Annotated in this window: 26 protein-coding genes, 1 pseudogene and 1 riboswitch; of the genes and pseudogenes, 17 read left to right on the top strand and 10 right to left on the bottom strand. The window is 67.2% G+C overall.

Going from position 1 to position 26,507, the window contains the following annotated elements; translation table 11 throughout:
- The first annotated feature begins 57 nt into the window (after positions 1-57).
- From HB724_RS08635 to epsI, 6 genes are read left to right on the top strand one after another with little or no spacing between them, the layout of a single operon-like run.
- The gene (locus HB724_RS08635) at positions 58-1,248 is read left to right on the top strand and encodes a gellan polysaccharide biosynthesis protein GelF (protein WP_346344696.1); all 1,191 of its coding nucleotides are present in this window, start codon (positions 58-60) and stop codon (positions 1,246-1,248) included.
- A 16-nt stretch (positions 1,249-1,264) separates the two neighbouring features.
- On the top strand, positions 1,265-2,161 hold the full coding sequence (locus HB724_RS08630; RefSeq protein WP_213980516.1) for a polysaccharide biosynthesis/export family protein: 897 nt from the start codon (positions 1,265-1,267) through the stop codon (positions 2,159-2,161).
- Positions 2,162-2,186: 25 nt separating this feature from the next.
- Positions 2,187-3,536: a Wzz/FepE/Etk N-terminal domain-containing protein gene (locus HB724_RS08625; RefSeq protein ID WP_213980515.1), complete on the top strand. Its 1,350-nt coding sequence runs from the start codon at positions 2,187-2,189 to the stop codon at positions 3,534-3,536.
- Positions 3,536-4,243, top strand: a complete 708-nt coding sequence (locus HB724_RS08620; protein WP_213980514.1) for a CpsD/CapB family tyrosine-protein kinase — start codon at positions 3,536-3,538, stop codon at positions 4,241-4,243. The genes HB724_RS08625 and HB724_RS08620 overlap by 1 nt, the downstream gene beginning before the upstream one ends.
- A gap of 10 nt (positions 4,244-4,253) precedes the next feature.
- Complete coding sequence (gene xrtV / locus HB724_RS08615; protein ID WP_213980513.1) at positions 4,254-5,123, top strand: exosortase V; 870 nt, start codon at positions 4,254-4,256, stop codon at positions 5,121-5,123.
- Positions 5,120-5,830: an exosortase-associated protein EpsI, V-type gene (gene epsI, locus HB724_RS08610; RefSeq protein WP_213980512.1), complete on the top strand. Its 711-nt coding sequence runs from the start codon at positions 5,120-5,122 to the stop codon at positions 5,828-5,830. Before xrtV ends, epsI begins: the two co-directional genes overlap by 4 nt.
- An 11-nt stretch (positions 5,831-5,841) precedes the next feature.
- Here epsI and HB724_RS08605 read toward each other — a convergent pair whose 3' ends face one another.
- Entirely contained in the window at positions 5,842-7,239 is a 1,398-nt protein-coding gene (locus HB724_RS08605; protein WP_213980511.1) for an HlyD family type I secretion periplasmic adaptor subunit, read from the bottom strand.
- A complete protein-coding gene (locus tag HB724_RS08600; protein WP_213980510.1) occupies positions 7,236-9,422 on the bottom strand; it encodes a type I secretion system permease/ATPase in 2,187 nt (728 codons plus the stop codon). The genes HB724_RS08605 and HB724_RS08600 overlap by 4 nt, the downstream gene beginning before the upstream one ends.
- Positions 9,423-9,692: 270 nt before the next feature.
- Here HB724_RS08600 and HB724_RS08595 point away from each other — a divergent pair, with 270 nt between their 5' ends.
- The 7 genes from HB724_RS08595 to HB724_RS08565 all read left to right on the top strand — a co-directional run bounded on the left by HB724_RS08595 (position 9,693) and on the right by HB724_RS08565 (position 15,975).
- On the top strand, positions 9,693-10,196 hold the full coding sequence (locus HB724_RS08595; protein WP_213980509.1) for an FxDxF family PEP-CTERM protein: 504 nt from the start codon (positions 9,693-9,695) through the stop codon (positions 10,194-10,196).
- A 155-nt stretch (positions 10,197-10,351) separates the two neighbouring features.
- Positions 10,352-10,630, top strand: coding sequence for a hypothetical protein (locus tag HB724_RS08590; RefSeq protein ID WP_213980508.1), 279 nt, complete (start codon positions 10,352-10,354; stop codon positions 10,628-10,630).
- A 150-nt stretch (positions 10,631-10,780) separates the two neighbouring features.
- The gene (locus HB724_RS08585; protein ID WP_256731401.1) at positions 10,781-12,193 is read left to right on the top strand and encodes a sugar transferase; all 1,413 of its coding nucleotides are present in this window, start codon (positions 10,781-10,783) and stop codon (positions 12,191-12,193) included.
- A 73-nt stretch (positions 12,194-12,266) separates the two neighbouring features.
- Positions 12,267-13,328 carry a dTDP-glucose 4,6-dehydratase gene (gene rfbB, locus HB724_RS08580; RefSeq protein ID WP_213980507.1) on the top strand — a complete coding sequence of 354 codons (1,062 nt, stop codon included), beginning with the start codon at positions 12,267-12,269 and terminating at the stop codon, positions 13,326-13,328.
- On the top strand, positions 13,328-14,194 hold the full coding sequence (rfbD, locus tag HB724_RS08575) for a dTDP-4-dehydrorhamnose reductase (RefSeq protein ID WP_213980506.1): 867 nt from the start codon (positions 13,328-13,330) through the stop codon (positions 14,192-14,194). The genes rfbB and rfbD overlap by 1 nt, the downstream gene beginning before the upstream one ends.
- 90 nt (positions 14,195-14,284) lie before the next feature.
- Positions 14,285-15,010 (top strand): DUF6629 family protein, encoded by a 726-nt coding sequence (locus tag HB724_RS08570; protein ID WP_213980505.1) that lies wholly within the window; start codon positions 14,285-14,287, stop codon positions 15,008-15,010.
- A 50-nt stretch (positions 15,011-15,060) separates the two neighbouring features.
- The gene (locus HB724_RS08565; protein WP_346344695.1) at positions 15,061-15,975 is read left to right on the top strand and encodes a DMT family transporter; all 915 of its coding nucleotides are present in this window, start codon (positions 15,061-15,063) and stop codon (positions 15,973-15,975) included.
- On the opposite strand, the gene HB724_RS08560 is transcribed toward HB724_RS08565, so the two are convergent.
- Together HB724_RS08560 and HB724_RS08555 are read right to left on the bottom strand one after the other, a co-directional pair.
- Positions 15,950-16,543, bottom strand: a complete 594-nt coding sequence (locus tag HB724_RS08560) for a DUF938 domain-containing protein (RefSeq protein ID WP_213980504.1) — start codon at positions 16,541-16,543, stop codon at positions 15,950-15,952. The two genes, HB724_RS08565 and HB724_RS08560, sit on opposite strands and share 26 nt — an antisense overlap.
- Positions 16,540-17,061 (bottom strand): CcdC protein domain-containing protein, encoded by a 522-nt coding sequence (locus HB724_RS08555; RefSeq protein ID WP_213980503.1) that lies wholly within the window; start codon positions 17,059-17,061, stop codon positions 16,540-16,542. Before HB724_RS08555 ends, HB724_RS08560 begins: the two co-directional genes overlap by 4 nt.
- 95 nt (positions 17,062-17,156) lie before the next feature.
- Between HB724_RS08555 and HB724_RS08550 the strand changes: the two genes are divergently transcribed.
- Positions 17,157-17,624, top strand: a complete 468-nt coding sequence (locus HB724_RS08550; protein WP_213980502.1) for an isoprenylcysteine carboxylmethyltransferase family protein — start codon at positions 17,157-17,159, stop codon at positions 17,622-17,624.
- 41 nt (positions 17,625-17,665) lie between these two features.
- Here HB724_RS08550 and gcvPB read toward each other — a convergent pair whose 3' ends face one another.
- The 5 genes from gcvPB to HB724_RS08525 all read right to left on the bottom strand — a co-directional run bounded on the left by gcvPB (position 17,666) and on the right by HB724_RS08525 (position 23,297).
- Positions 17,666-19,237: an aminomethyl-transferring glycine dehydrogenase subunit GcvPB gene (gene gcvPB / locus HB724_RS08545; RefSeq protein WP_213980501.1), complete on the bottom strand. Its 1,572-nt coding sequence runs from the start codon at positions 19,235-19,237 to the stop codon at positions 17,666-17,668.
- Positions 19,234-20,592, bottom strand: a complete 1,359-nt coding sequence (gcvPA, locus tag HB724_RS08540; RefSeq protein ID WP_213980500.1) for an aminomethyl-transferring glycine dehydrogenase subunit GcvPA — start codon at positions 20,590-20,592, stop codon at positions 19,234-19,236. The genes gcvPB and gcvPA overlap by 4 nt, the downstream gene beginning before the upstream one ends.
- A gap of 142 nt (positions 20,593-20,734) precedes the next feature.
- Positions 20,735-21,106: a glycine cleavage system protein GcvH gene (gene gcvH / locus HB724_RS08535; RefSeq protein ID WP_213980499.1), complete on the bottom strand. Its 372-nt coding sequence runs from the start codon at positions 21,104-21,106 to the stop codon at positions 20,735-20,737.
- A 1-nt stretch (position 21,107) separates the two neighbouring features.
- Entirely contained in the window at positions 21,108-22,295 is a 1,188-nt protein-coding gene (gene gcvT / locus HB724_RS08530) for a glycine cleavage system aminomethyltransferase GcvT (protein ID WP_213980498.1), read from the bottom strand.
- Positions 22,296-22,462: 167 nt separating this feature from the next.
- Positions 22,463-22,557, bottom strand: a riboswitch (glycine riboswitch).
- An 80-nt stretch (positions 22,558-22,637) separates the two neighbouring features.
- Entirely contained in the window at positions 22,638-23,297 is a 660-nt protein-coding gene (locus HB724_RS08525; RefSeq protein WP_218625122.1) for a hypothetical protein, read from the bottom strand.
- A gap of 387 nt (positions 23,298-23,684) precedes the next feature.
- On the opposite strand from HB724_RS08525, the gene ispH reads away from it, so the two are divergent.
- Genes ispH through rnhA form a run of 3 tightly spaced genes read left to right on the top strand, consistent with a single transcriptional unit; the run spans position 23,685 to position 26,031 of the window.
- Entirely contained in the window at positions 23,685-24,638 is a 954-nt protein-coding gene (gene ispH / locus HB724_RS08520) for a 4-hydroxy-3-methylbut-2-enyl diphosphate reductase (RefSeq protein ID WP_213980497.1), read from the top strand.
- Entirely contained in the window at positions 24,638-25,594 is a 957-nt protein-coding gene (thrB, locus tag HB724_RS08515) for a homoserine kinase (RefSeq protein WP_213980496.1), read from the top strand. Before ispH ends, thrB begins: the two co-directional genes overlap by 1 nt.
- Complete coding sequence (gene rnhA / locus HB724_RS08510; RefSeq protein WP_213980495.1) at positions 25,591-26,031, top strand: ribonuclease HI; 441 nt, start codon at positions 25,591-25,593, stop codon at positions 26,029-26,031. Before thrB ends, rnhA begins: the two co-directional genes overlap by 4 nt.
- Before the next feature lie 9 nt (positions 26,032-26,040).
- On the opposite strand, the pseudogene HB724_RS08505 reads toward rnhA, so the two are convergent.
- A pseudogene (locus HB724_RS08505) lies at positions 26,041-26,507 on the bottom strand (trifunctional transcriptional regulator/proline dehydrogenase/L-glutamate gamma-semialdehyde dehydrogenase); the annotation flags it as partial.

The raw sequence follows: 26,507 nt of genomic DNA, 5'->3' as shown, positions 1-26,507 counted from the left end.
AAAGTGCGCATATTGTCGGTTCATGTTCGTGGAGGGACCACCCCCGCTCGTTCGCGGGTGTGCGCAACCGCGCTGCTCCTTGCCACCTGTGCGTGCGCGACGCCCGCATTGGCACAGAGCCAGCGCGGCCGGGAGATCAACGTTGCCGCAACGGTCAAGCTTCAATATGACAGCAACGTCGTGCTGAGCGACCGGCGCCTGAGCGGCGGCCAGCCCGATGACGACGTCAGCGCGGCACCCAGCCTCGATCTCGACATCTATCTGCCCCGCGCCACCGGCGATTTCACGCTGAGCGGAAGCCTCGGCTATAATTTCTACCGCCGCTACACCCGCCTCAACCGCGAACGGTTGAACCTCGCCGCCGGCGTGAACCAGCGCGTGCTTTCCGATTGCATCCTGCATGGCGAAGGAAGCTATAGCCGCCAGTTGAGCGACATCGGCGACGTATTGACGACCGCCCCGGCCGCGTCGATCAACAACACGCAGGAAGTGCGCGACTATGGCGCCGATATCGGGTGCGGGGCCGGGATCGGCTTCCGCCCCTCGATTGCGATCCACCGCACGGAAATCCGCAACTCGACGCCCATCCGGAAACTGTCGGACGCCGACACGACCAGCCTGACCGGCCAGATCGGTTACAACTCGCCGGCGATCGGTACCGTGTCGATCTTCGGACGGTACAGCGACAGCGATTATGTCAACCGGCCCACGCCCAGCGGCGAAACCGACGGCACGCGCGTCTATTCCGCCGGCCTGCAGCTCGAGCGCAGCATCGGCACCCGGCTGAACTTCACGGGCTCGGCGAGCTATACCCAGCTCGACCCCAAGCTCGCGGGCGCATCGGGTTTCAAGGGAGTCGGCTTCGACGTATCAGCACAATATCGCGGCGACTTCTTCCAGATCGGGCTGACCGGGAGCCGATCCGCCGGCCCCTCGCAGATCGTCTTCGCCAGCTACGACGTCAACACGTCGGTGGCTTTCACGCTCAGCACGCAGATCACGCCGCGGATCGGCTGGAGCGGCGGTGGCAGCTTCCGCCGACGGTCCTTCCAGCCCTCCCCCCTGTTCGCCGGCCTGCTCGAACTGGGCAGCGATAAAACCTACGAACTCAACACCGGGCTGACCTACCAGGCCGGGCGCAGGCTGCGCTTCCGGCTCGACGGCAGCCAGATCAGGCGCACTTCCAACGCGAATCTGATCGATTACAACGCGACCCGGGTCTCCCTCACGACGACCTTGTCTCTCTAAGCGCAGGCATTCAGCTATGAAGAACCAGCTCCGTCAAATCCTGCTCCTGGCCACCGCCACGTCCTTCGCCACGCCGGCCAGCGCCCAGATCCCGACGCGCCGCCTGCCGACGCCTGCGCCCGCACAGCAGCAGGTACCCCTCGCATCGGCCCCGGCCCAGACCGTGCCCCAGGCGAACGGCGCAGCTCCGAGCGTCCCCGCTCCCGCCGTCGCACCGGCAGGCTATCGGATCGGCGCCGACGACGTCATCGAGGTTGATGTGCTCGGCCAGAGCGACTTCAAGACCCGCGCCCGCGTGAGCTCCGACGGGACCGTCACCCTGCCCTATCTCGGCGCGGTACCGGTTACCGGAGAGACTTCGATCTCGCTCGCCGACAAGCTGGCCGCGCAGCTTCGAGCCGGCGGCTATTATGCCAAGCCGATCGTCAGCGTCGAAATCGTCGGCTTCGTCAGCAACTATATCGTCGTCCTCGGCGAAGTAGGCGTGGCCGGCCTTCAGCCGATCGACCGCGGCTACCGGGTCAGCGAGATCCTGGCGCGCGCCGGCGGCCTGAAGATCACTGCGGCCGAGGAGGTCGTGCTTACGCATGCCGACGGCACGGCTGAGCATCTCGACTATCAGAAGCTCGCCTCGGGCGGCCCCAGCGACGATCCGGTGGTGAAGGCCGGCGACAAGCTCTTCGTGCCCCAAGCGGAGCAATTCTACATTTATGGCCAAGTCAACGCGCCGGGCGTATATCCGATTCGGGCGGACATGACGTTGCGCCGCGCCCTGGCGCGCGGCGGCGGCCTGACTCCTTCGGGCTCGACCGGCCGGGTGAAGGTCTATCGTGATGGTGCGGAGCGCAAGATGAAGCTCGACGAAACGCTCCAGCCGGGGGATGTCGTCGTCGTCGGCGAGCGCGTTTTCTGAGCTCTTCCAATCGCGAGGCGAACCCGTGAGCATCATTCAGTTCTTCCGTATATTGTGGGCGCGCCGCTGGATCATCCTGCCGACGTTTCTGGTCTGCGTGGCGACCGCCACGATCGTGACTCAGTTCCTGCCCGAGCGCTATCGCGCGACCACGCGCCTGGTGCTCGACACGTTCAAGCCCGATCCCGTTACGGGACAGGTGATCGGCTCGAACCTGCTGCGCGCCTATGCGCAGACGCAGGTCGAGCTGATCGAGGATTATCGCACCGCGGGCCGCGTGGTCGACCAGCTCGGCTGGATCAACGATCCCGGCAACATCGCCGCGTTCAATGCGTCGAAAGCCGCCGCATCGGGCGATATCCGGCGCTGGCTGGCGCAGCAGATCATCGCCAGCACTCGGGCGCAATTGATCGAGGGCAGCAACATCCTGCAGATCGACTATGTCGATTCGACGCCGGAGCGCGCCGAGCAGATCGCTAACCTGGTCCGCCAGTCGTTCCTCGAGGAGAGCCTGGCGTATAAGCGTGATTCCGCTTCCAAATCCGCGACCTGGTACGCAGATCAGGCCGAAACGGCGCGCAAGGCGCTCGTGGATGCGGAAACCGCGCGTACCGCCTTCGCGAAGGCGAACGGCATCGTCCTCACCGCCAACAATGTCGATCTCGACACGCAGAAGCTGGAGATGCTCTCGGGCCAGAGCGTCGCGGCCGCGACCTCGAACGCCGTGCGTATGCCGATGGGCACAAGTCCGGCCCAGGCGCAGCTCACCCAGCTCGACCAGCAGATCGCGCAGGCAGCCGAAACGCTCGGCCCCAACCATCCCGTGTTCCAGGCGCTCCAGCGTCAGCGCGTCGCGCTTGCCGCCACGGCGGCCCGCGAAACCGCGGCGCTGGCCCCGGGGGGCGGCGTCAATCGCGGCGCGATCGAGGGCGAGATGGCCGCCACGCGATCGAAGGTGATCGCGGACCGCGAGAAGCTCGACAGGCTGACCCAGATGCAGCGCGACGTGTCGCTGAAGCAGGATCAATATGTGAAGGCGGCGGCGCGCGTCGCCGATCTGCGGCTCGAGGCCCAGAGCGCCGATGCCGGCATGACCGCGCTCGGCGACGCGTCCGCGCCGGAAAAGCCCTATTTCCCGAACATCCCGCTGATCGTCGGCGCGTCCGCTGGCTTCGGCCTCGGCATCGGCGTGCTCGCCGCGCTGCTGATCGAATTGCTCGGGCGCCGCGTCCGCAGCAAGGAAGACCTCGAGAGCGCAGTCGATGCGCCGGTCTTCGCGGTGATCCAGAGCGGCCTCTCGCTGCCCAGCCGGCTGCGGCGGGGCTATCAGGAAGTCGCGCAGACAGTCGAAGAACAAGAGGTTACGGCAAGCTGATGGAAGGTGTGACCCCTCACGAGCCCGAATATCGTGGCGAAGAACCTGGCCGCGGCGTGGCGCTTCCCGAAACGGTGGGCGTGCTCGAATATCAGCTCGTGCTGGCCGATCCGAGCGGCATCGAGGCCGAGGCGATCCGCGGACTGCGCACGCGCATCGTCGCGCGCCACATTCGCGAGGGCCGGCGCGCGCTCGCGATCTGCGGGCCTTCCGCAGGCGTCGGCTGCACGTTCATCGCGATCAACCTGGCAACCGCGCTGGCGCAGATCGGCATCCGCACCGCGCTGGTCGACGCCAATCTGCGCGATCCGGCGATCGGCGGCGCCTTCAACCTCGACGATCAGACGGGGCTGACGGATTATCTGTCCGATCCCACGACGCCGATCGACACGGTGATCCACAAGACGCGGCTTCCGAACCTGTCCATCATCCCGGCCGGCCGATTGCTGAACAACCCGCAGGAACTGCTCTCGTCGGAGCATTTCCGCGATTTCACGGGCCAGTTGCTGCGCGAATTCGACATCACGATCTTCGACACCACGGCTTCGAACAGTTGCACCGACGCGCAGCGCGTCGCCAACGTCGTCGGCTACAGCCTGATCGTCGCCCGCAAGGATTCGAGCTACATCAACGACGTCGCCACGCTCGGCAACCTGCTGCGCGCCGACCGCGCTAATGTCATCGGCTGCGTGTTGAACGGCTACTGACGTGGCGAGCGTGGCGGAACGCTCCGCGGACTCCTCGCCGCAGCGGCGTTCCTACGGCATCTGGCTGGTGGTGCTCGCCTTCGCGACACTCGCGATCCCGACCTTCATCACGCTGGCGCGGCAGGTGTGGAGCGCCGAGGGCGGTGTCCATGGCCCGATCGTGCTGGCGACCGGCGCCTGGATGCTGTGGCGCCAGAGCCAGTCGATCGCCCCGGTCGTCCGGCCCGGCAATCCGCTGATCGGCAGCTTGCTGCTGTTGCTGTGCCTGCTGGTCTACACCGGCGGCCGCGTCTTCGATTTCATCAGCATCGAAGTGGCTGGCCTGGTCGGCACCGGCACCGCCATCGCCTATCTCTATCTCGGCAGCCGGGCGCTCAGGCAGATGTGGTTCCCGGTGCTGTGGATGTTCTTCCTCATCCCGCCGCCGAACTGGCTGGTCGATCGGCTCACCGCGCCGCTCAAGGAATTCGTGTCCCATGCATCGACCACGATCCTCACCTGGGCCGATTATCCGATCCTGCGCCAGGGCGTGACACTGTTCATCGGCCCCTATCAGCTCCTGGTGGAGGATGCCTGTTCGGGCCTGCGCTCGCTGTCGAGCCTGATCGTCGTCACGCTGCTCTACATCTATATCAAGAACAAGCCGTCCTGGCGCTATGCGCTGTTCATCGTGCTGCTCATCATTCCGGTCGCGGTGATCGCCAACATCATCCGGATCATCATCCTCGTGCTGATCACCTATCATATGGGCGACGCGGCGGCGCAGAGCTTCCTGCACAATACCGCCGGCGTGGTGATGTTCATCGTGGCGCTGCTGGGGATTTTCGGGATCGACTGGCTGATCGAATTCCTGACGGGCCTGCGGAGCAAGCGCGCATGATCGGCCGTCGCGATCTGCTCATCGGCGCAGCCTGCTTCGCCACGGCGGGGACGACACTGGCGCTGAAGCCGCGCCACCGCATGAACCTGCTCGGCAGCACCAAGCTCGATGAGCTGATGCCGCACGCCTTCGGCGCGTGGAAGGCGGAGGACATCGGCGCGCTGATCGCCCCCGCGCGCGCGGACAGCCTGGAGGACAAGCTCTACAACCAGGTCGTCAGCCGCGTCTTCTCGCGCGCCGACGGTGCCACGGTGATGCTGCTGATCGCCTATGGCGGCGCGCAGACCGACCTGCTCCAGCTCCACCGCCCGGAGATCTGCTATCCGTTCTTCGGCTTCACGGTGAGCAGCAGCGCCGCCGCCGATATTCCGCTGTCGCCACAGGTCGTGGTGCCCGGACGCGCGCTGACCGCGTCGAGCTACAACCGCACCGAGCAGATCCTCTATTGGACGCGGGTGGGCGAATATCTGCCGCAGAACGGCAACCAGCAGCTCATGGCCCGCCTCAAGAGCCAGGTCGCGGGACTGATCGTGGACGGCGCGCTGGTGCGCATCTCCAACGTCACCACCGATGCCGAGGCCGGGCTGGCGATCAATTGCGACTTCGCGGCGCAATTGATGCGCGCGCTGCCCAAGCCCGCCTTGCCCCCGCTACTCGGCTCGCAATTCTCGACCGCCCTGGGCGCGACGCCTCCGAAGACCGCCTGACCGGCAACCGTTCAGCGCTCGTGGAGCGCTTCGCTGCTCGTCTCGACGATCGGGCTGACCAGATAGCTCAGCAGCGTGCGCCGGCCGGTGACGATGTCCGCCGTCGCGTTCAGCCCCGCGCGCAGCGGGATGCGCCGGCCGTCGGCATCCATATAGCTGCGGCTGAGCGAGACGCGCGCCTTGTAGACCGGCGGCTCGCCTTCCTTCACCTGCACCGAATCCGCCGAAAGGCCCTCCACCACGCCGGGGATCGTGCCGTAGCGGGTATAGGGAAAGGCCTGGAGCTTCACGTTCACCGGCATGCCGGCGCGCACGAACCCGATATCCTGGTTCTGCACCATCACTTCGAGCTGGAGCTGCGCCGATTCCGGCACGACCGTCATCAGCGGCTTGGCGCCTTCGACGATGCCGCCCTCGGTATGCACCAGCAGTTGCGAGACGGTACCGGTGACCGGCGCGCGGATCTCGCGGAACGAGCTGCGCAGCCCCACCTTGGCGAGCTCGCCGCGGCGCGATCGCGCATCGTCCTCGGCCTTGGCGAGATCATGCAATATCTGCGCCCGCGCTTCCGCGCGCGACTTGACGCCGGTGCTGGAAGCGCTGTGCGCCTGCTGCGCGAAGCGGCTGACCGTCGCGCGGGCGGCGGCAAGATCCTGCGTTTCCGCAATGCGCTGGCGCCGCATCTCGACGACGCGCAGCTTGGAGACATAGCCCTTGGCCGCCAGCGCCTCGTTGGCGGCGATCTGCTGGTCGATCAGCGGCAGCGACTGCTGGAGCTTCTGGACCTGGGCCTCCGCCTCCGCAGAGGCGGACATCGCGGCCCGGCGATCCGATCCGCCGCCGGCCATCATCGCCTGGATCTCGTTCAGCCGGGCGCGGGCGAGGCTGCTATGCGTCTCGATATCTGCCGGGGATGCCGCCTGCGGCGGGACGAAATGAAAGCCCTTGCCGTCGAGCGCGTCGATCAGCGCGCGGTTGCGGGCGATCTCCAGCTCGGCGCTGAGCAGCGTCGCGCGCACCTGATCGCTCTCGGCGGAGGATATTGTGGGATCGAGCGTGATGAGCACCTGGCCCTTCCGGACGCGCTGCCCCTCGCTCACCAGGATCCTGCGGACGATCCCCGCCTCGGCCGACTGGACCAGCTTCACGTCGCCCACCGGGCCGATCCGGCCGGACGCGGGCGCCACCACGTCGACCTTGCCGAACGCGAGCCAGGCCAAGGTCGCGGCGATGCCGCCCAGCAGCACCCAGGCCGTCAGCCGCGCGGTCGGCGAGACCGGCCGCTCGACGATCTCCAGCGCCGCGGGCAGGAATTCGGTGGTGTATTGCGTATCCCAGAGCCCGCCGCCGCGCAGCCTGCTCAGCAGCTTCCGGGGCTCTGCGGCATCGATCTGTACGAGCGCGTTCATGCGGCGATTTCCTCATAGCCGGTCTGGCGGCGATGCAGGTCGGCATAGCGACCCCGCAGGCGGAGCAGCTCCTCATGCGTGCCGCTCTCGACGATGCGCCCTTCCTCCAGCGCGACGATGCGGTTGCAATCGCGCACGGCGGACAGGCGGTGCGCGATGACGATCAGCGTGCGCCCCTGGGCGATCGCCTCCAGATTCTTCTGGATCAGTTCCTCGCTCTCGGCATCGAGCGCCGAGGTCGCCTCGTCGAAGATCAGGATGCGCGGATTGTTGATGAGCGCCCGCGCGATCGCGATGCGCTGGCGCTGGCCGCCCGACAAGTTGACGCCGCGCTCGACGATCTCGGTGTCATAGCCGCGCGGCTGCTTCATGATGAAGTCGTGCGCGCCCGCCATGGTCGCGGCGGCGACGATCTTCTCGAAGGGCATGGCCGGATTGGCGAGCGCGATATTGTCGCGGATCGAGCAGTTGAACAGCAGGTTTTCCTGGAGCACGACACCGATCTGGCGCCGCAGCCAGGCGGGATCGAACTGGGCGATGTCGATCTCGTCGACCAGCACCCGGCCCTGGCCCGGCCGGTTCAGGCGCTGGAGCAGCTTCGCCAGGGTCGACTTGCCCGAACCCGAAGAGCCGACGATGCCGAGCGACGTGCCCGCGGGCACATCGATGCTGATGCCGCTCAGCACCTGCGGCCCATCCTCGGCATAGCGGAAGCTCACATCCTCGAAGCGCACATCGCCCCAGACCCGCGGCAGCGTGGCTGCGGAGGCGGCGCGCGGCTCGGTCGGGTGGTTGAGGATGTCGCCCAGCCGCTCGACGGCGGTGCGGACCTGCTGGAAGTCCTGCCACAGATGCGCCATGCGGATCACCGGCCCGGCGACGCGCTGCGCGAACATGTTGAACGCCACCAGGCTGCCGACCGTCATCGTGCCCGCGATCACCGCCTTGGCGCCGAAGAACAGGATCGCCGCGAAACTCAGCTTCGAGATCAGCTCGATCGCCTGGGTGCCGTTATTGGCGGTGTTAATGAGGCGCTGCGAGGCAGTGGTATAGGCGGCGAGCTGCTGCTCCCAGCGGTTCTGCCAGTGCGGCTCGACCGCGCAGGCCTTGATCGTGTGGATGCCGGAGGCGCTTTCGACCAGCAGCGCGTTGCTTGCCGAACTGCGCTCGAACTTCTCGTTGACTCGCCTGCGCAAGGGGCCGGCAACGACGAACGACACCATGGCATAGGCGACGAGCGAGACCGCGACGATGCAGAACAGCGACGGCGAGTAGAAGAGCATCGCGGCGAGGAAGACGAGCGTGAAGATCGGATCCACCAGCACGGTGAGCGACGCGCTGGTCAGGAACTCGCGGATCGTCTCGAGCTGGCGGACACGCGTCACCGTGTCGCCGACGCGGCGCTGCTCGAAATAGCTGAGCGGCAGCGCCAGCAGATGGCGGAACAGCCGGGCGCCCAGCTCGACATCGATCTTCTGCGTCGTCTCGGTGAACAGCCGGGTGCGAATCCATCCCAGCATCACTTCCCAGAGCGAGACGACCAGGAATGCCAGGCCGAGCACGTTGAGCGTGCTCATGCTGTTATGCACCAGCACCTTGTCGATCACGCCCTGGAACAGCAAGGGCGCCGCCAGGCCGAGCAGGTTCAGCGCGAAGGTGATGATGAGCACTTCCTGGATCAGCCTGCGGTAGCGCATGATCTGGCCGCCGAACCAGGCGAAGCCGAAGCGCGCGCCGGTCTTGTCGACCGCGCGGGTCGTCACGAGGACGAGCTCGCCCGACCACAATTCGTCCAGCGCGCCGCGATCGACCTGGCACACCGGCTCGCCGGGGCGCTGGATCAGCACGCCGTTCTCGGCCAGGGCGCCGATCAGGAACCAGCCCTCGGGACCGTTCGCAACTGCGGGAAGAGGGTGCTTCGAAAGCCGGCCGCGCGGCACCTGCACGACCTTCGCGCGGACCCCCGCCTGCCGCTTGGCGAGGCGCAGCAGCTCGTCGGCGGCGACGGGCTCGCTATGGCCCAGCTCATGGCGCAATTGCTCCGGCGAGACGGCGATGTGATGGATCGCCAGGATCGCCGCCAGCGCCTGCACGCCCGATTCCCGGTTGAGCGATTCGCGCTGCGCGGCGGCCTCCGCAGAGAAGGCATCCTGCAACCGCGCCTGCATTTCCTCACGTCTCATTCGGGCCCGGCCTCCGGATTCCGCCTCGGCAGCCTTTGTAAACGGGGATGGTGAACAACTCACTAACCTTCGGATTATAGAGGAGTATTACGGAGGTGGCGAATCCCGTTCCGCGTTATTCTCAGATCGCTTCCGAAGCGCCTGGATTCTCTGCTGCAAATGCGAAAAAAACGACTCCGTAACGTTGTGGTTTACGTCCGTTTACCGTAAAAGACCGGAGGTAGCGGCGAGCAGGAAGCACTCCGCGAACCGCGCAACTGGAGGTCGTTCATGACTCGTTTCAAGCGTATCGTTCTTGCTGCCCTGGCAACCACGGCGACGCTCGGCGTCTCCAGCACCGCCAGCGCCGCCGATTTCATTTGCCAGCCGACACCCGGCGCCTGCACCTTCGACGGCACCACCGGCGGCATCGTCCAGACGATCGCCAAGGACACCACGAGCACCGATCGCTTCTACTTCACGGTCGCCACCGCGGGCGATTTCCTGTTCAACTGGACCACGACCAGCCTGTCGCTCTTCTCGGCGAGCTTCGACGGCGGCAGTGCCTTCGCCCCGGTCTTCGGCCAGAATTACAGCTTCAGCGTCGCCTCCGCGGGCACCTATTTCCTCGAAGTGACTTCCCAGAACGGGACGACGCACAATGCGAGCTTCGTCACCTCGGCGGATTTCGCCGCGGTTCCCGAGCCGGCGGTCTGGGGCATGATGATCGGCGGCTTCGGCCTGGCCGGCCTGACGCTGCGCGCCAGCCGCAGGAAGGCCGCCGCGCTCGCCTGAGCGCCGCGCCGGTCCATCACCACGATTTTCGGGAAAGGGCGTCCTTCGGGGCGCCTTTTCTCTGTCCGCCTCCGCCGGATGCGCGTGATCGGCACCTTTAGGAGGTAGTTAACGGGATCCGGCTATCCTGCTCGCTCGAATTTGAGGAAGAGCCGATGGCACAGCCCGCTGTTTCATCCTTTCATGCGCCCCACCCCTCGCAGCCGGCGGCTCGCGAAGAGGAAATATTCGGTGCGTCCGGCCAGGGGCCCGTCGCCGAGCTCCAGCAGATGCTCGCCGCGCGCATCGCCGATTGGCCCAGCGTCGGCGATCCTTTCCTCGAAGGGCCGACGCAGCGAATCGACGAATTCGTCTCGGCAATGTCGCGCGTGGCGGGATATGTTTGTTTCGGAGGCGCTATGATCGGAGCCGGAATACTTGTTTCTCTGATGTAAGCGCTTTGTTGCCTTGCCTTCGTCCCAGAAATAGACCTTCCGGTCTCCTTGGTTACTAGGCAAGTTTCGGGGGGCTGGTATATTGCACCGCACAAGGCCGATTCAGCTGGATCCAGCGTGAAACCTCCCATTCCAGGAGCGGAAGAGGCGATGAACGCTTTCGAAGCACAGCATGCGTTCGAACAGCAGTTGCGCGGAAGCTCGGCCTCCGGTGCGGGCCGCCGCTCGATGCTGCCGAAATCCACCGTCCGGCTCATCCTGTACCTTGAGCTGGTTCTGCTTGATTCGGTTGCGATTCTTGCCGGCTTCTATCTCGCCTCGCTCTCGCGCGACGGACATTGGCTGACGCTCGCGGGCGTCAATGTCGGTTTCTTCCTGCTGCCGGTCACCCTCGTCACCGCCATCGCCAGCAGCTCCTATTCGCTCGCCGCATTGCGCAATCCCTTCAGCGGCCTGCGCGGGATCATCTCGGCCTTCTGCTTCTCGGTCTTCGTCGTGCTGCTCGGCAGCTTCCTGCTCACCACCGAGCTGCCGCTTTCCCGCTTCCAGCTCGGCATCGGCGCGCTCCTGTCGCTGGTGTTCCTGACGATCGGCAGGCTGCTGTTCCGCGGCCATGCGAAGCAGGTGACCGGCGGCAAATGGGTGGACGAGCTCGTCATCGTCGACGGCGTCGATTTCGATTCGACCGACGGATCGATCGCGCTCGATGCGCGGGTGGTGAACCTGTCGCCCGATCCGCGCGATCCGGTGATGCTGCAGCGCCTGGGCAGCTCGGTCATCGGCTTCGACCGGGTCGTGGTCGCCTGCGCGTCCGAACGCCGCGCGGTCTGGGCGCTGCTGCTCAAGGGCATGAACATCAAGGGCGAGATACTGGTGCCCCAGTTCAACGAGCTGGGCGCGATTGGCGTGGGCACCTATCAGGGCAAGGACACACTGCTCGTCTCCCAGGGGCCGCTCAGCATGCCCAATCGCGCCAAGAAGCGCGCGCTCGACCTGGCGCTGACCGTGCCGGCGCTGGTGGCGCTGGCGCCGCTGATGCTGTTCGTGGCGCTCGCCATCAAGCTGGAATCGCGCGGGCCCGTCCTGTTCGCGCAGGACCGCGTGGGCCGCGGCAACCGGCTGTTCAAGATCCTGAAGTTCCGCTCGATGCGCCAGGCTGCCACCGATGCGGACGGCACCCGTTCGGCCAGCCGCGACGACGATCGCATCACCTGGGTTGGCCGGATCATCCGCAAGACCAGCATCGACGAACTGCCCCAGCTCATCAACGTGCTGCGCGGCGACATGAGCCTGGTGGGGCCGCGCCCGCACGCACTGGGCTCGCGCGCGGCGGACCAGCATTTCTGGGAGATCGACGAGCGTTACTGGCACCGCCACTCGCTCAAGCCCGGCATGACCGGCCTGGCGCAGATCCGCGGCTTCCGCGGCGCCACCGATCGCCGCGTCGATCTCACCAACCGGCTCCAGGCCGATATGGAATATATCGACGGCTGGGACATCTGGCGCGACGTCAGCATCCTGGTCCAGACGCTCAAGGTCGTCGTCCATTCCAACGCCTTCTGATCCGCAAGACCGGCATTGAAACCGCAGCCGGTTCGCGGCATCGCCGCACGACATCTTCCTATCTGAGCGAGCAATGACCCAGCAGACCTTCCTCGTCACCGGCGGCGCCGGCTTCATCGGCTCGGCGGTGGTGCGCCATCTCGTCCGTTCGGGCGCGCGCGTCATCAATCTCGACAAGCTCACCTATGCCGGCAACCCCGCCTCGCTCACCTCGATCGAGAACGCCCCCAATTACCGCTTCGTCCAGGGCGACATCGCCGACACCGGCCTGATCCTGCCGCTGCTGCGCGAGGAACAGGTCGATGTGGTGATGCACCTCGCCGCCGAGAGCCATGTCGATCGCTCGATCGACGGCCCCGGCGAGTTCATCGAGACCAATGTCGTCGGCACCTTCAAGCTGCTCCAGGCGGCACTGGAGCATTGGCGCGGCCTCGAAGGCGAGAAGCGCGACGCCTTCCGCTTCCACCACATCTCCACCGACGAAGTGTTCGGCGACCTGCCGTTCGACAGCGGCGTCTTCACCGAGGAGACGCCCTATAACCCCTCCTCGCCCTATTCGGCGTCCAAGGCGGCGAGCGACCATCTCGTCCGCGCCTGGCACCATACTTACGGCCTGCCGGTGGTGCTCTCGAACTGCTCGAACAATTACGGGCCGTTCCACTTCCCCGAAAAGCTGATCCCGCTGACGATCCTCAACGCGCTCGAGGGCAAGCAATTGCCCGTCTACGGCAAGGGCGAGAATGTCCGCGACTGGCTGTTCGTCGACGACCATGCCCGCGCGCTGGCGACGATCGCCACCAGGGGCGCGATCGGCGAGAGCTACAATGTCGGCGGGCGCGAGGAACGCACCAATCTGGCGGTGGTCGAGGCGATCTGCGACGCGCTCGACGCCCGCGTGCCGCTGCCGGGCGGCGGTAGCCGGCGCGATCTCATCACCTTCGTCACCGATCGTCCCGGCCATGACCGGCGCTATGCGATCGATCCGGCCAAGCTCGAGACCGAGCTGGGCTGGAAGGCCGAGGAGAGCTTCGAGACGGGCATCGCCAAGACGGTCGGCTGGTATCTCGACAATGCATGGTGGTGGGAGCCGATCCGTTCCGGCAAATATGCGGGCGAGCGGCTGGGCGCGGCCTGATGCGCATCCTCGTCACCGGGCGCGAGGGCCAGGTCGCGCAGAGCCTGGCGGAGCAGGCCGGCGGCCATGAACTGGTCTTCGCCGCGCGACCCGATCTCGATCTCGCGATCCCCGCGACGATCGAGGCGGTCGTCGCCCGGGTCCATCCGGACCTGATCGTCTCCGCCGCTGCCTATACCGCGGTCGACAAGGCCGAGAGCGAGCCAGATCTCGCCATGGCGATCAACGGCGAGGCGCCGGGCGTGCTGGCACGGGCGGGGGCGAAGATCGGCGCGCCGATCCTCTACCTCTCGACCGACTATGTGTTCGACGGCAGCCTCGACCGGCCCTGGCGCGAGGACGATCCCGTCGGCCCGATCAGCGCCTATGGCGCGACCAAGCTCGCGGGCGAGCAGGCGGTGCAGGCTTCCGGCGCGCCCCATGCGATCCTGCGCCTCGCCTGGGTCTACAGCCCGTTCGGCAATAATTTCGTGAAGACGATGCTCCGCCTCGCCGAGACGCGCGACGCGCTGAATGTGGTGGAGGACCAGCGCGGCTGCCCCAGCTCGGCGCTCGACATCGCCACCGCGATCCTGAAGATCGCCGATGCCTGGGCACGGGACGGCGCAAGCAGCGGCGTCTATCATTTCGCCGGCACCGGCGAGACCGACTGGGCCGGCTTCGCCCGCGCCATCTTCGCCGAGAGCGCCCGCCATGGCGGACCCACTGCGCAGGTCACCGGCATCCCGTCGTCGGACTACCCCACGCCCGCCCGCCGCCCCGCCAATTCGCGCCTCGATTGCACGCGCTTCGCCGAAACCTTCGGCTATCGCGCGCCGGCGTGGCAGGATTCGCTCGCGGTCGTGGTGGAGCGACTGTTGGATTGACGCGGCTGCGCGGACGGCCGGCAATCGCCACGCTGGCCATATGCCGGGAATCCCTGCACAAAGGGTTCCCCGTCAGCCGGAGAGACCTGCATGTGCTTTTCGGCCACTTCCAGCTTTATCGCCTCGGGCGTGATCGGGGCGATCGGGATCGCGACCCTCCGGCAAGTGCGCGAGCCGCGTGCCCTCCTGTTCGCCGCCGTGCCGATGCTGTTCGCGGTGCACCAGTTTACCGAGGGATGGGTCTGGCTCGGCCTCGAAGGGCATATCGGCAAGGTCGGCTTCGACCATGTCGCGTTCCTGTTCATGCTCTATGCGCAGGGAATCCTGCCGCTGCTGATGCCGGCCGCGGTCGCCCTGATGGAACCGCCCGGCTGGCGTCGCACCGCCATCCTCGGGCTCACCGGCATCGGCGCGCTGGTGTGCGCGTGGGATGTCACCGGGCTGATCTTCCTGCCGAGCCGGTGCTTCGTCGAACAATATTCGATCGCCTACCGTAACCCGATGACGGGCAATATGTGGATATCCTATCTGTATATCCTCGCCACCTGCGGTGCGTTGCTGCTGTCGACCCATCGGGTCGTCAGGTGGTATGGCGTGCTCAACGTCGTCGCGCTGACGATCGCCGAGATCGTCAAGGAATATGCCTTCGCCTCGGTCTGGTGCTTCTACGCCGCGATCATGAGCGTGATGATCTATTGGCAATTCAAGCGCCTGAACATCGATATCGAGACGCCCAACGGCGCGTCGCCGATCCTCAGGCCCTTCCTCCTCCGCTGGCTGCGTCTGACGAAGGCGGCCGGCGCGCGAGCGGACTGAAACGGCCAAATCACCTTGCCCCTCGGGCGCACGCCACTTAACCGGCATCCGTGTCCCATCCCCCCACAGATCGCGTCCTGACCGGCGTCGCGCTGCGCCTGTTCGCGATCGCCTGCCTCTCGACCATGTCGGCGCTCATCAAGCTGGCCGAGACGCGCGGCGCCGGGCTGGCGGAGACGATGTTCCACCGCCAGCTCTGGGCGATACCGCTGGTGACCGCATGGATCGCCGCCGGGCCGGGGCTGGGATCGATCCGCACCAACCGCTTCGGCGCGCATGTCTCGCGGACCGCGGTGGGGTTGACCGGCATGGTCTTCACCTTCGGATCGGTGCTGTTGCTGCCGCTCGCCGAGGCGACGACGCTGCAATTCACCGTGCCGATCTTCGCGACGATCCTGGGTGCGCTGGTGCTGAAGGAGCCGACCGGCTGGCATCGCTGGGGGGCGGTGATCGTCGGGTTCCTGGGCGTGCTGGTCGTCGCCCAGCCCGGCAACGGGCACTTTCCGCTCTATGGCGCGGTGGTGGGCCTGCTCGCCGCCTTGTTCGTCGCGATCGTCGCGATCCTGCTCCGCCAGATCGGGAAGACCGAGAGCGCGGGCACGACCGTCTTCTGGTTCTCGGCGCTCTCGCTGCTGCCGCTGGGCGCGGTCTATGCCTTCCAGCTCAAGGCGCATGATCCGCTCACCTGGGCGATCCTGGTGACGATCGGGCTGGTCGGCGGCATGGGCCAGCTCGCGCTGACGGCCGCGGTCCGCTTCGCCCCGGTCTCGGCGGTGGTGCCGATGGACTATTCGGGGCTCATCTGGGCGACGCTCTACGGCTGGCTGTTCTTCGGCGTGCTGCCGACGCCCTATACCTGGGCCGGCGCCCCGATCATCATCGCGAGCGGCCTCTACATCGTCTATCGCGAACAGCGGCTGCGGCGGGCCGCCAGCCCGGTCAGCGCCGCCGAAACACCGGCATGAGGTTGTTGGCCGGCATCTCGACGATCCGCTCCAGCGCCAGTCCCCGCGCCTCGGCCGCGGCGGCGACATCCTCCAGGTAGCGCAGCCCGAAGGCGGGGCTCTTCTCCTTCAGCCACAGCTCGAACTGCTCGTTCGAAGGCGCCGTCGGCATGCCGCGCCGCCGATAGGGGCCATAGAGGATCAACGGCGCGCCGGTGCCGAGCAGCCGCCCCGCCGCCCCCATCAGGCCCAGGGTCGCTTCCCACGGGCTGATATGCACCATGTTGACGCACAGGATCGCGTCCGCGCGCGCCAGCGGCCAGCGCGACGCCATGGCGTCGATCCCGATCGGCGGCAGCACATTGGACAGGTCCGCCGTCCATGCCGCGATCGAGGCAAGCGATGCGAGATCGGGATCGCTCGGTTGCCAGGTCAGCGCCGGAAAGCGCTCGGCCAGGAAGGCGCAATGCTCCCCCGTTCCGCTCGCCACTTCGAGCACGCGCCCACTCTCCGGCAGTTCCTCCGCCAGCACGGCCGCGATCGGCTCGCGATTGCGCTCCGTCGCCGGAGCGTGTCGCCGGGCGCTCACGCCCCCGCCCGCGCTTCCTCAAGCAGGCGCCTGGCGCGCAGGACCATCTCAATCCGCTGGGTCGCGAGCAGCCCCAGCGCGAAGGCGATCAATATGTCGGTGATCGAGGTCAGATCGGCATGGAAGCTCGATCCACCCATCGCGGCAGCCTCGCGCGCGCCCATCCGGACCACGATCAGCCCGACGATGAACAGCATCGCCGCCGGCGACGCCTTTTGCGAGATCTCATGCGTCTCGGGGTTCACGCTGATGCGCATCATCCGCCCGCGCTGCCAGCCCGGCGCCGCGCCGATGCCGAGCGCGGCCAGCACCGCGATCCACATCAGCCCCGCAGGCGGAAAGCGCCAGAACATCACCCCCGCGACGACCCCATAGATCGCCGGGATGATCCACATCTGCTCGATCTTGAGCGGCCGCTCCCGCGACAGCCGCCGCATGCGCAGCCCCAGCACGACGACGATGACGACGGCGCTGACGGCGAAGCCGATCCAGCTCGCCTGCGGATTCGAAGGATTCATGGGCACATCTTCTTCGCGAGCGCGGTACAAATCTCAAGCCCGAAGCGTTGCGGCCAGTCCCGTTCCGGTTCATCAGGCGCGCCGGAGGGAATGCCATGGACGTGAATCGGGACACTGCGCGCAGGGAAATCCGCCCTCCGCTGGCCTTTGTCGGCACCTTCGTCGTGGGGCTGATCCTGAGCGACATGCTCGGCCATCCCGATCTGCCGCTGAGCGGCAGCCTGGAGCGCACGCTCGGCCTGCTGGGGCTGCTGCTGGGCGGCGGCCTCCTCTTCTCGGCGGTGCGGCTGTTCCGTGACGCGGGCGTCGATCCGTGGCGCGGCGCGCCCGGGCTCATCACCGACGGCGTCTATGGCCGCAGCCGCAACCCGATGATCCTGGGCATGACGATCGCCTATCTCGGCGCCGCGATCTTCGCCGACAGCATGGTCACGCTTCTGCTGCTCATCCCGCTGGTCTTCGTCCTCCAGAACGAAGTGATCGTGCCCGAAGAGGCCGACATGCAGGCCCGCTTCGGCGAGCGCTACCGGCTCTACAGGGACAATGTGCGGCGCTGGATCTGAGCCTTCATAAGCCCCTCCCCCGAAGGGAGGGGCTTAATCGATTACTCCGCCGCTTCCGCGACCGCCGGTTCCTTCCACGTCAGCACGGGCTTGCGCGCCGCCAGCGTCTCGTCGAGACGCCGCCTGGGCGCGAAGTGCGGGGCGGTCTTGATCGCGGGGTCGCCATTCTTCGCGCGCGCCGCGACCGAGCGGAACGCGCCGATGAACTGGTCCAGCGCCGCCTTGCTCTCGGTCTCGGTCGGCTCGACCAGCATCGCGCCATGGACGACGAGCGGGAAATACATCGTCATCGGATGATAGCCCTCGTCGATCAGCCCCTTGGCGATGTCGATCGTCGAGAAGCCCTCGGGCAGCCCCGCATCCGAGAAGATCGCCTCATGCATGCACGGGCCGGACTTGGCGAAGGGCGCGTCGAGCACATCCTCCATCGAGCGCAGGATGTAATTGGCGTTGAGCACCGAATCCTCGGCAACCTGCCGCAGCCCGTCCGCGCCGTGGCTGAGGATATAGGTCAGCGCCCGGGTGAACATGCCCATCTGGCCCTGGAAGGCAGTCATGCGGCCAAAGCTGCCGGCATGATGCTCGCCCGCCGTCTCCTCGTCGACCAGATGGAAGCCGTCCGCCGTCTTCTCGACGAAAGGCAGCGGCGCATAGGGCGCCAGCGCCTCCGACAGCACCACCGGCCCCGAACCCGGACCTCCGCCGCCATGCGGGGTGGAGAAGGTCTTGTGCAGGTTGATGTGCATCGCGTCGACGCCGAGATCGCCCGGCCGCACCCGGCCCACGATCGCGTTGAAATTAGCGCCATCGCAATAGACATAGCCGCCCGCCGCATGGACCGCGTCCGAGATCGCCTTCATGTCGCGCTCGAACAGGCCGCAGGTATTGGGGTTGGTAATCATCACCCCGGCAATGTCCGGCCCCAGCCGAGCCTTGAGCGCTTCCAGATCGACGCGGCCGTCCTCGGTCGCGGGAATATCCTCCACCGAGAAGCCGGCAAAGGCGGCGCTCGCCGGATTGGTGCCGTGCGCGCTGATCGGCACGAGCAGGATCTTCCGCTGCCCCTCGCCCTTGGCCTCCAGCGCCGCGCGGATCGCCAGCACGCCGCACAGCTCGCCATGGGCACCCGCCTTGGGGCTCATCGCCACGGCGGGCATGCCGGTGAGCGTGATGAGCCAATGCGCAAGCTGGTCGATGACTTCCAGCGCGCCCTGCACGGTATCGACCGGCTGGAGCGGATGGACGTCCGCGAAGCCGGGAAGCCGCGCCATCCGCTCGTTGAGCCGCGGATTATGCTTCATCGTGCACGAGCCGAGCGGGAACAGGCCCAGGTCGATCGCGTAATTCTGGCGGCTGAGGCGCGTGTAATGCCGCACCGTCTCGGGCTCGGACAGGCCCGGCAGGCCAATCGCCTTGCCGCGCTCCAGCCCGCCCAGCCGCGACGTGGCGGCCGGTACTTCGCCGAAATCGACGCCGGTCGTGTCGGCCGAGCCGATCTCGAAGATCAGCGGCTCTTCCAGCATCAGCGCGCGGTTGCCGGTGAAGGTGGCGGTGCTGTTCTCGCCAGCCTCAGGCGTGGTGGGGCGCCAGCCGCTCTGGTTGATCGTGCTCATGCCAGCACCTCCTGAAGCGCGGAGGCAAGCGTTTCGACATCCTCCGCCGTTGTGGTTTCGGTGACGGCGACGACCAGGCCGTTCGCCAGCTCCGCCGCGCCGGGATAGAGCCGCCCGAGCGACACGCCGGCGAGGATGCCCCGATCTGCCAGAGTGCGGACAACGGGGCGCGCTTCCTTCGAGAGCTTCAGCGTGAATTCGTTGAAGAAGGTCGGCGTCACCAGTTCGGCGCCCGGCACCTGCGCCAGCCGGTCGGCGGCCGCGCTCGCGCCCATATGGTTGACATGCGCCAGCGCGCGCAGCCCTTTCTCGCCCAGCAGCGTCATGTGGACCGACATCGCCAGCGCACACAGCACCGAGCTGGTGCAGATGTTCGACGTCGCCTTCTCGCGGCGGATATGCTGCTCACGGGTGGAGAGCGTCAGCACATAGCCGCGCTTGCCCTCGGCATCCTGGGTCTCGCCGGTGAGGCGGCCCGGCATCTGCCGCACCAGCTTCTCGGAACAGGCGAACAGGCCGACATAGGGCCCGCCGAACTGCAGCCCGACGCCGAGCGACTGGCCCTCGCCCACCACGATGTCCGCGCCCATCTCGCCCGGCGAGCGGATCGCGCCGAGCGCCACCGGCTCGGTGACGACCGCGACCAGCAGCGCCTTCTTCGCATGCGCGGCCTCGGCCAGCTTCGACAGGTCGCCGATCCGGCCGAGAATGTCGGGATATTGGACGACCACGCAGGAGGTGTCGTCGTCGATCTGCGCGATCAGGTCGTCGGTGTCGGGCTTGGCCGAAAGCGTCGGCAACTGCGTGTCGAGCACGTCGCCGGTGAACTTCGCCATGGTGTTGGCGACCGACACATAATGCGGATGCAGCCCGCCCGAGAGGATCGCCTTGCTGCGCTTCGTCACGCGCCGCGCCATCACGATCGCCTCCCAGCAGGCGGTCGAGCCATCGTACATCGACGCATTCGCCACGTCGCAGCCGAGCAGCCGCGCGATCTGCGACTGGAACTCGAACATCATCTGCAGCGTGCCCTGCGCGATCTCGGGCTGGTAGGGCGTATAGGCAGTCAGGAACTCGCCACGCTGGATCAGGTGATCCACGCTCGCCGGCACATGATGGCGATAGGCCCCCGCACCCAGGAAGAAGGGCGCATCCCCCGCCGCCAGATTCTTCTTCGCGAGCGCCGTCATGTGGCGCTCGACCGCGAGCTCGCTGGCATGGAGCGGCAGGCCGGGCACCGGACCGTCGAGGCGGGCGGCATCGGGCACATCGACGAACAGGTCATCGATCGAGGAAGCGCCGATCACGCCAAGCATCGCCTGGCGATCGGTCTGGGTGAGGGGAAGGTAGCGCAATTTACGTCTCCAGCCCCTCCCCTTCAGGGGAGGGGTTTGGGGTGGGGAGCGTCGGAAGGGGCTCGATGCCCCTTTCGACGCTTTCGGAGCGGGGCGACCGCCCCACCCCAACCCCTCCCCTGAAGGGGAGGGGCTATTCGGGTCAGAGCTTGCTCACGAACGCCGCGTATTTGGCTTCGTCCATCAGGCTCTCCAGCTCGCCCGCGTCGTTCAGCGTGATCTTGAAGAACCAGCCTTCGCCCTCGGGATCCTCGTTCACCAGCGCGGGATTGTCGGCGAGGTCGGCATTGCCCTCGATCACCGTTCCCGAGACCGGCGAATAGACGTCCGACGCCGCCTTCACGCTCTCGACCACCGCGACATCGTCGCCCTTGGAGACTTCCTTGCCCTCATCGGGCGTCTCGACGAACACGATGTCGCCAAGCTGGCCCTGGGCATATTCGCTGATGCCCACGGTGCCGATGTCGCCATCGACTTCGACCCATTCGTGATCTTCGGTATAGTAACGGCTCATGTCAGGCTCCCTTTCTGACGTAGTTGTGCGGCACGAAGGGCATGGCGACGACCTCCGCGCTGTGAATCTTGCCACGCTGGGCCAGCGTGATCTTCGTGCCCGGCGCGGCGCTGGCCACGGGTACATAGGCCATGGCGATCGGCTTCTGGACGCTCGGCGCGAAGCCGCCCGAGGTGACCTTGCCGACCTCGTTGCCGGCGGCATCCACCACCAGCGCACCCTCGCGCACCGGCTGGCGACCCTCGACGATCAGCCCGACGCGCTTGAGGATCGCGCCCTGCTCGCGCTCCAGCATGATGCGCTCATAGCCCGGAAAGCCGCCTTCCTCGCGGCGGCGCTTCGACAGCGCGAAGCCCAGATCGGCGGCGACCGGCGTCGTCTCCAGGTCCAGGTCATGGCCGTAAAGCGGCAGCCCCGCCTCAAGCCGCAGCGAATCGCGCGCACCCAGGCCGATCGGCTTCACTTCGGGCTGCGCACACAGCGCATCGGCGAATGCCGCGACCACATCGCCGGGGATCGAGATTTCGAACCCGTCCTCGCCGGTATAGCCCGAGCGGCTGACCCACAGCGGATTGCCCTGCCATTCGAACGCGGCGGCCGTCATGAACACCAGCGCCGAGACGCCCGGCACGACGCGCTCCAGCGCGGTCACAGCCTCGGGGCCCTGGAGCGCCAGCAGCGCCTGCTCGTCGAGATGATTGATGACGACCTCATCGGCCAGCCCTTCGCGCAGCACGCCCAGATCATCCCATTTGGTCGCGCCGTTGACGACCATGTAGAGCGCCCCGCCCTCGATCTCGAAGGCGTTGTCGGCGGGCAGCCGCGTGACCATCAGGTCGTCATGGATGCCGCCATTGTCTGCCAGCAGCAGCGAATAGCGCATCCGCCCCGCGCCCAGCCCCTCGATGTCGCCCGGCAGCAGCGTCTCCAGCCCGGCGTCGGTGCCCTCGCCCGAAAAGAGGAGCTGGCCCATATGGCTGACGTCGAACAGCCCGGCATGGGCGCGCGTCCAGAGATGCTCGGCCATGATGCCTTCGTACTGGACGGGCATCTCGTAACCCGCGAACGGCACCATCCGGCCGCCCTTGGCGCGATGCCAGGCGTCGAGCGGGAGCTTCAGGATTTCGGGCAGATCGGCGCCGCCATCGGGATCGCCACGCAATTCCTGGGTCTGGACATCTTGGCTCATGCGGGCACTCCACGACATTTGAGGATTCGACAGACAGCGGCGCGCCATGCGCCGTTCAATCCATCGCCCCCTCTGTCACGGAACCTGAGAGCTTTCCCCCGATCGCGGGACCGGGGTTACACCTTCGGTGGAGTCCGCTCGAAGCGGCCTCGCTTTCCAGAGTGTCGTGGCTCCGCGCGGTCCTTTATGCCTGAGAGATTCCGGGGCGGTTGCTCCTTCGGCGGAGAAGGATCGCTCCTTCACACTCTCCCGCGCGTGCCTATACCGGTTGCCCGGCATCGACGGACGCAGCCTTGGCCGCGCCCTCGATTCGAGTCAACGCCCAAACATGGGCGCCGCCGTTCAGCGCGTGGCGTTGTACTTCAACTGGTCCTCGGTGAGCTGGAAGCCCACCAACGCCTCGAACGTGGCGGAAGCCACCGCCGAGCGGACCGAGGGATCGGCCAGCGGATCGGTCGCCGCATCGGCCTCGCCCGCCTTGCGCTTGCGGCTCAGCCGTTCGCGGACTTCGGCCGGCACAGTCGCCGCCGCATGCGATACCGAAGTGCTCGCCTGGCCGATGGCGCTCCCGCGGATCTGGCCGGCGTCGAAATGCACCGTCACATGGCTCACGCGCTTGGCGGTCACCGACGATCCGCCACGCACCACCGCGATGAAATAGGGCAAGGTCACGTCGCGCGCCGGGCCGGCATCGCGGCGGCGGGCGAAGACGTCGAAGGTCATATTGGTCAGCACCTGCTCGCCGGCATCGTCGCAGGTCGATTTCACATTGGTGATGTTCGCCACCACGTCGATCGCCTGGGCCTCGCGGCTGTCGGCGGGATCGAACAGGGTGACGTCGCCGGTCGCGGCGGGCACGCCGACATGCGGGCAGGCCGAGCGGACCGCGGTGATGCCCGCGCCCCCGCCGCTGGCGTCGATCTCGCCGGTGTGGGAGCATCCGCCGGCAGCCAACAGGATCAGGGCGGGGACGGCGATCTTGGCGATGGAGGTGGCGGACAAGTGGGGGCAACCTTTCGAAAGCGAACAGCGGGCCGTGCGGTCAACCGCCGGCCCGGAACGGCGCGCACCATAGGGTTCAAACCCGGTCACCGCAACGCCCGGGACGGAGCGGAATTTGGCGCATGGGAAGGAACGAGGAGGAAGCGATGCAGAGCATCGTGACCGACGAATGACGCCCCCATGCGCCAAATTCCGCCCGCCGCTTCGCGGTCGTCCTGTCGCGTCCGCCGGCTGCGTCACGGCACTTTCGCGTAGCGGTGCTAAGCGCTGCGCACCGTTCCTTGCCGGACGAACACGACAAGACGATCACGGGCATTGCGGTGACCGGGTTTGAACCCTCGGAACCGCCTTTCGCACGCGCAAGCAATCGCGTAGAGGCTCGCTCCCATGGCCGAGCCGCAAAAGCCCCCCCTCGAACTGCTCATCGCCGCGCCGCGCGGCTTCTGCGCGGGCGTCGATCGCGCGATCCGCATCGTCGAGCTGGCGATCGAGAAATTCGGCGCGCCGGTCTATGTCCGCCACGAGATCGTCCACAACAAGTTCGTGGTCGACAGCCTGAAGGCCAAGGGCGCGATCTTCGTCGAAGAGCTCGATCAGGTGCCGGACGGCGTGCCGGTGGTCTTCTCCGCGCACGGCGTGCCCAAGGCGGTGCCGCACAAGGCGGCCGAGCGCGGCCTCTCCTATCTCGACGCAACCTGCCCGCTCGTCTCCAAGGTCCATCGCCAGGCCGAACGGCTGGTCGCGGCCGGGCGCCACATATTGTTCGTCGGCCATGCCGGCCATCCCGAGGTGATCGGCACCTTCGGCCAGGTGCCCGAAGGCGACATGACCCTGGTCGAGACGGTCGCGGATGCCGAAGCGGTGACCGTCCCCGATCCCGAGAACCTTGCCTTCCTGACGCAGACGACGCTGTCGGTGGACGATACCGCCGCGGTGCTCGGCGTGCTCAAGAACCGCTTCCCGACGATCCTCGCGCCGGGCGCCGACGACATCTGCTACGCCACGTCGAACCGCCAGGCGGCGGTCAAGGCGATCGCCGAGACCTGCGATCTGGTGCTGGTGATCGGTTCGCCCAAATCGTCCAATTCGATGCGGCTGGTCGAAGTCGCGGTGCGCAACGATACCCGCGCCACGCTGATCCAGCGCGCCGACGATATCGACTTCGCCTGGTTCGACAATGTCCGCACCATGGGCCTCACCGCCGGCGCCTCCGCCCCCGAATTGCTGGTCCGCGAAGTGGTCGATCGCATCGCGACGCGCTTCGACGTGACCGAGCGCCAGATCGAGACGGTGGCGGAAAACATCGCCTTCAAGCTGCCGCGCGGCCTCGAAGCAGCCTGATGGCCGTCTATACCCAGGTTTCGGCGGAGGCGCTGGGCGCCTTCCTATCGCGCTTCGACGTCGGCGAGCTCGTCTCGGCCAAGGGCATCGCCGAGGGCGTCGAGAATTCCAACTATCTGGTCGATACCACCCGGGGTCGCTTCATCCTGACGCTCTACGAGAAGCGCGTCTCGGTCGACGACCTGCCCTATTTCATGGCGCTGCTCGATCACCTCGCGGCGCGGGGCAATCCCGTGCCCCCGGCGATCCGCGACCGCGCGGGGCAAGCCATCCACGCGCTGGAGGGGCGCCCCGCCTGCCTGATCGAGTTCCTCACCGGCGTCTCGGTCACCCACCCCACCCCCGCCCAGGCCCGCGCCGCGGCCGAGGCGATGGGGCGGATGCACGCGAGCCTGACCGATTTCACGCTCGACCGCCCCAATTCGCTCGGCCCCGACGCCTGGCGCCCGCTGTTCGAGCGCTGCGGCCGGGCGATGGACCTGATCCAGCCGGGCCTCTACGATCATGTGGACAAGGCTCTGGACAAGCTGTTGGCGGATTGGCCCCGCGCCCTGCCCCGCGCCGCGATCCATGCCGATCTCTTCCCCGACAATGTCCTGATGCTCGGCGACCGGGTGACCGGGCTGATCGACTTCTATTTCGCCTGCACCGAAGTCCGCGCCTATGACCTCGCGGTGATGCACGGCGCCTGGGCGTTCGACGGCGCGGGCGAGAAATACGACGCCGAAATCGGCCGCGCGCTGATCCAGGGATACACCGCCAGCTTCGGCCTTTCGCCCGAGGAGCGCGCCGCCCTCCCGATCCTGGCCGAAGGCGCGGCGCTGCGCTTCTTCCTCACCCGCGCCTGGGACTGGCTCAACACCCCGGCGGACGCGCTGGTGACGCGGAAAGACCCGCTCGCCTATCTGCGCCGCCTCGATTTCTACGCCGAACATGGGACGCACCTCTTCGCATGACCGAACTACCCCATGTCGAGATCGCCACCGACGGCGCGTGCAAGGGCAATCCCGGCCGCGGCGGCTGGGGCGTGGTGCTGCGCACGGGCGGCACCGAAAAGGATCTGTCCGGCGGCGAGGTACACACCACCAACAACCGCATGGAGCTGATGGCCGCGATCCAGGGGCTGAAGGCCCTCAAGCGCCCCTGCCGCGTCACCCTCTCCACCGACAGCCGCTATGTGATGGACGGCCTCACCAAGTGGATCCATGGCTGGCTCAAGAACGGCTGGAAGACCGCCGACAGGAAGCCGGTGAAGAACGCCGACCTGTGGCAGGAACTGCTCGCCGCCGCCAAGCCGCACCGCGTCGAATGGGTCTGGGTGAAGGGCCATGCCGGCCACCCCGACAACGAACGCGCCGACAAGCTCGCGAGCGACGCCGCGCTGGCGATGTGATCGCCGCGCTCACACCATCGCCATCAGGCTCGCATTGCCGCCCGCCGCGGTGGTGTTGATCGAAGTCGAGACTTCCTCGACCAGCCAGTCGAGCCGATATTCGCCGCCCGCCTGGGGCAGCACCACCGGCCCCGGCAACGCGGCGATCGCCTGGAGCGCCGCGATCGTGCGGTCGCGATCGCCTTCGATGAGCGCGCCGGCAAAGGGGCCTTCCCCGGCCCAGTCGTCCACCCAGCGCAGCCGCGCCGCCACGCTCGCCGGAAGCCCGTCGAACGCCGCACGCAGCGCCGCCGGAGCCTGGACCACCAGCCGGTTGCCCCCCGCCAGCCCCGCCGCGAGCTGGGCGATCAGCCCCTCGCGCGGTTCGGCGACCGGAACAACGGTCCCGCCGGGTGCAGCCCCTTGAGGGTGGCGTCGCCGGGCCGGCCCGGGAGGGCCCCCCCCCCCCCCGGGAAAGCGGGCCCGGCGGGATGCCG

It is taken from the genome of Sphingomonas sp. dw_22, assembly GCF_018449795.1.
GTDB lineage: Bacteria > Pseudomonadota > Alphaproteobacteria > Sphingomonadales > Sphingomonadaceae > Sphingomonas.
This window is presented reverse-complemented; position numbering and strand designations above follow the sequence as displayed.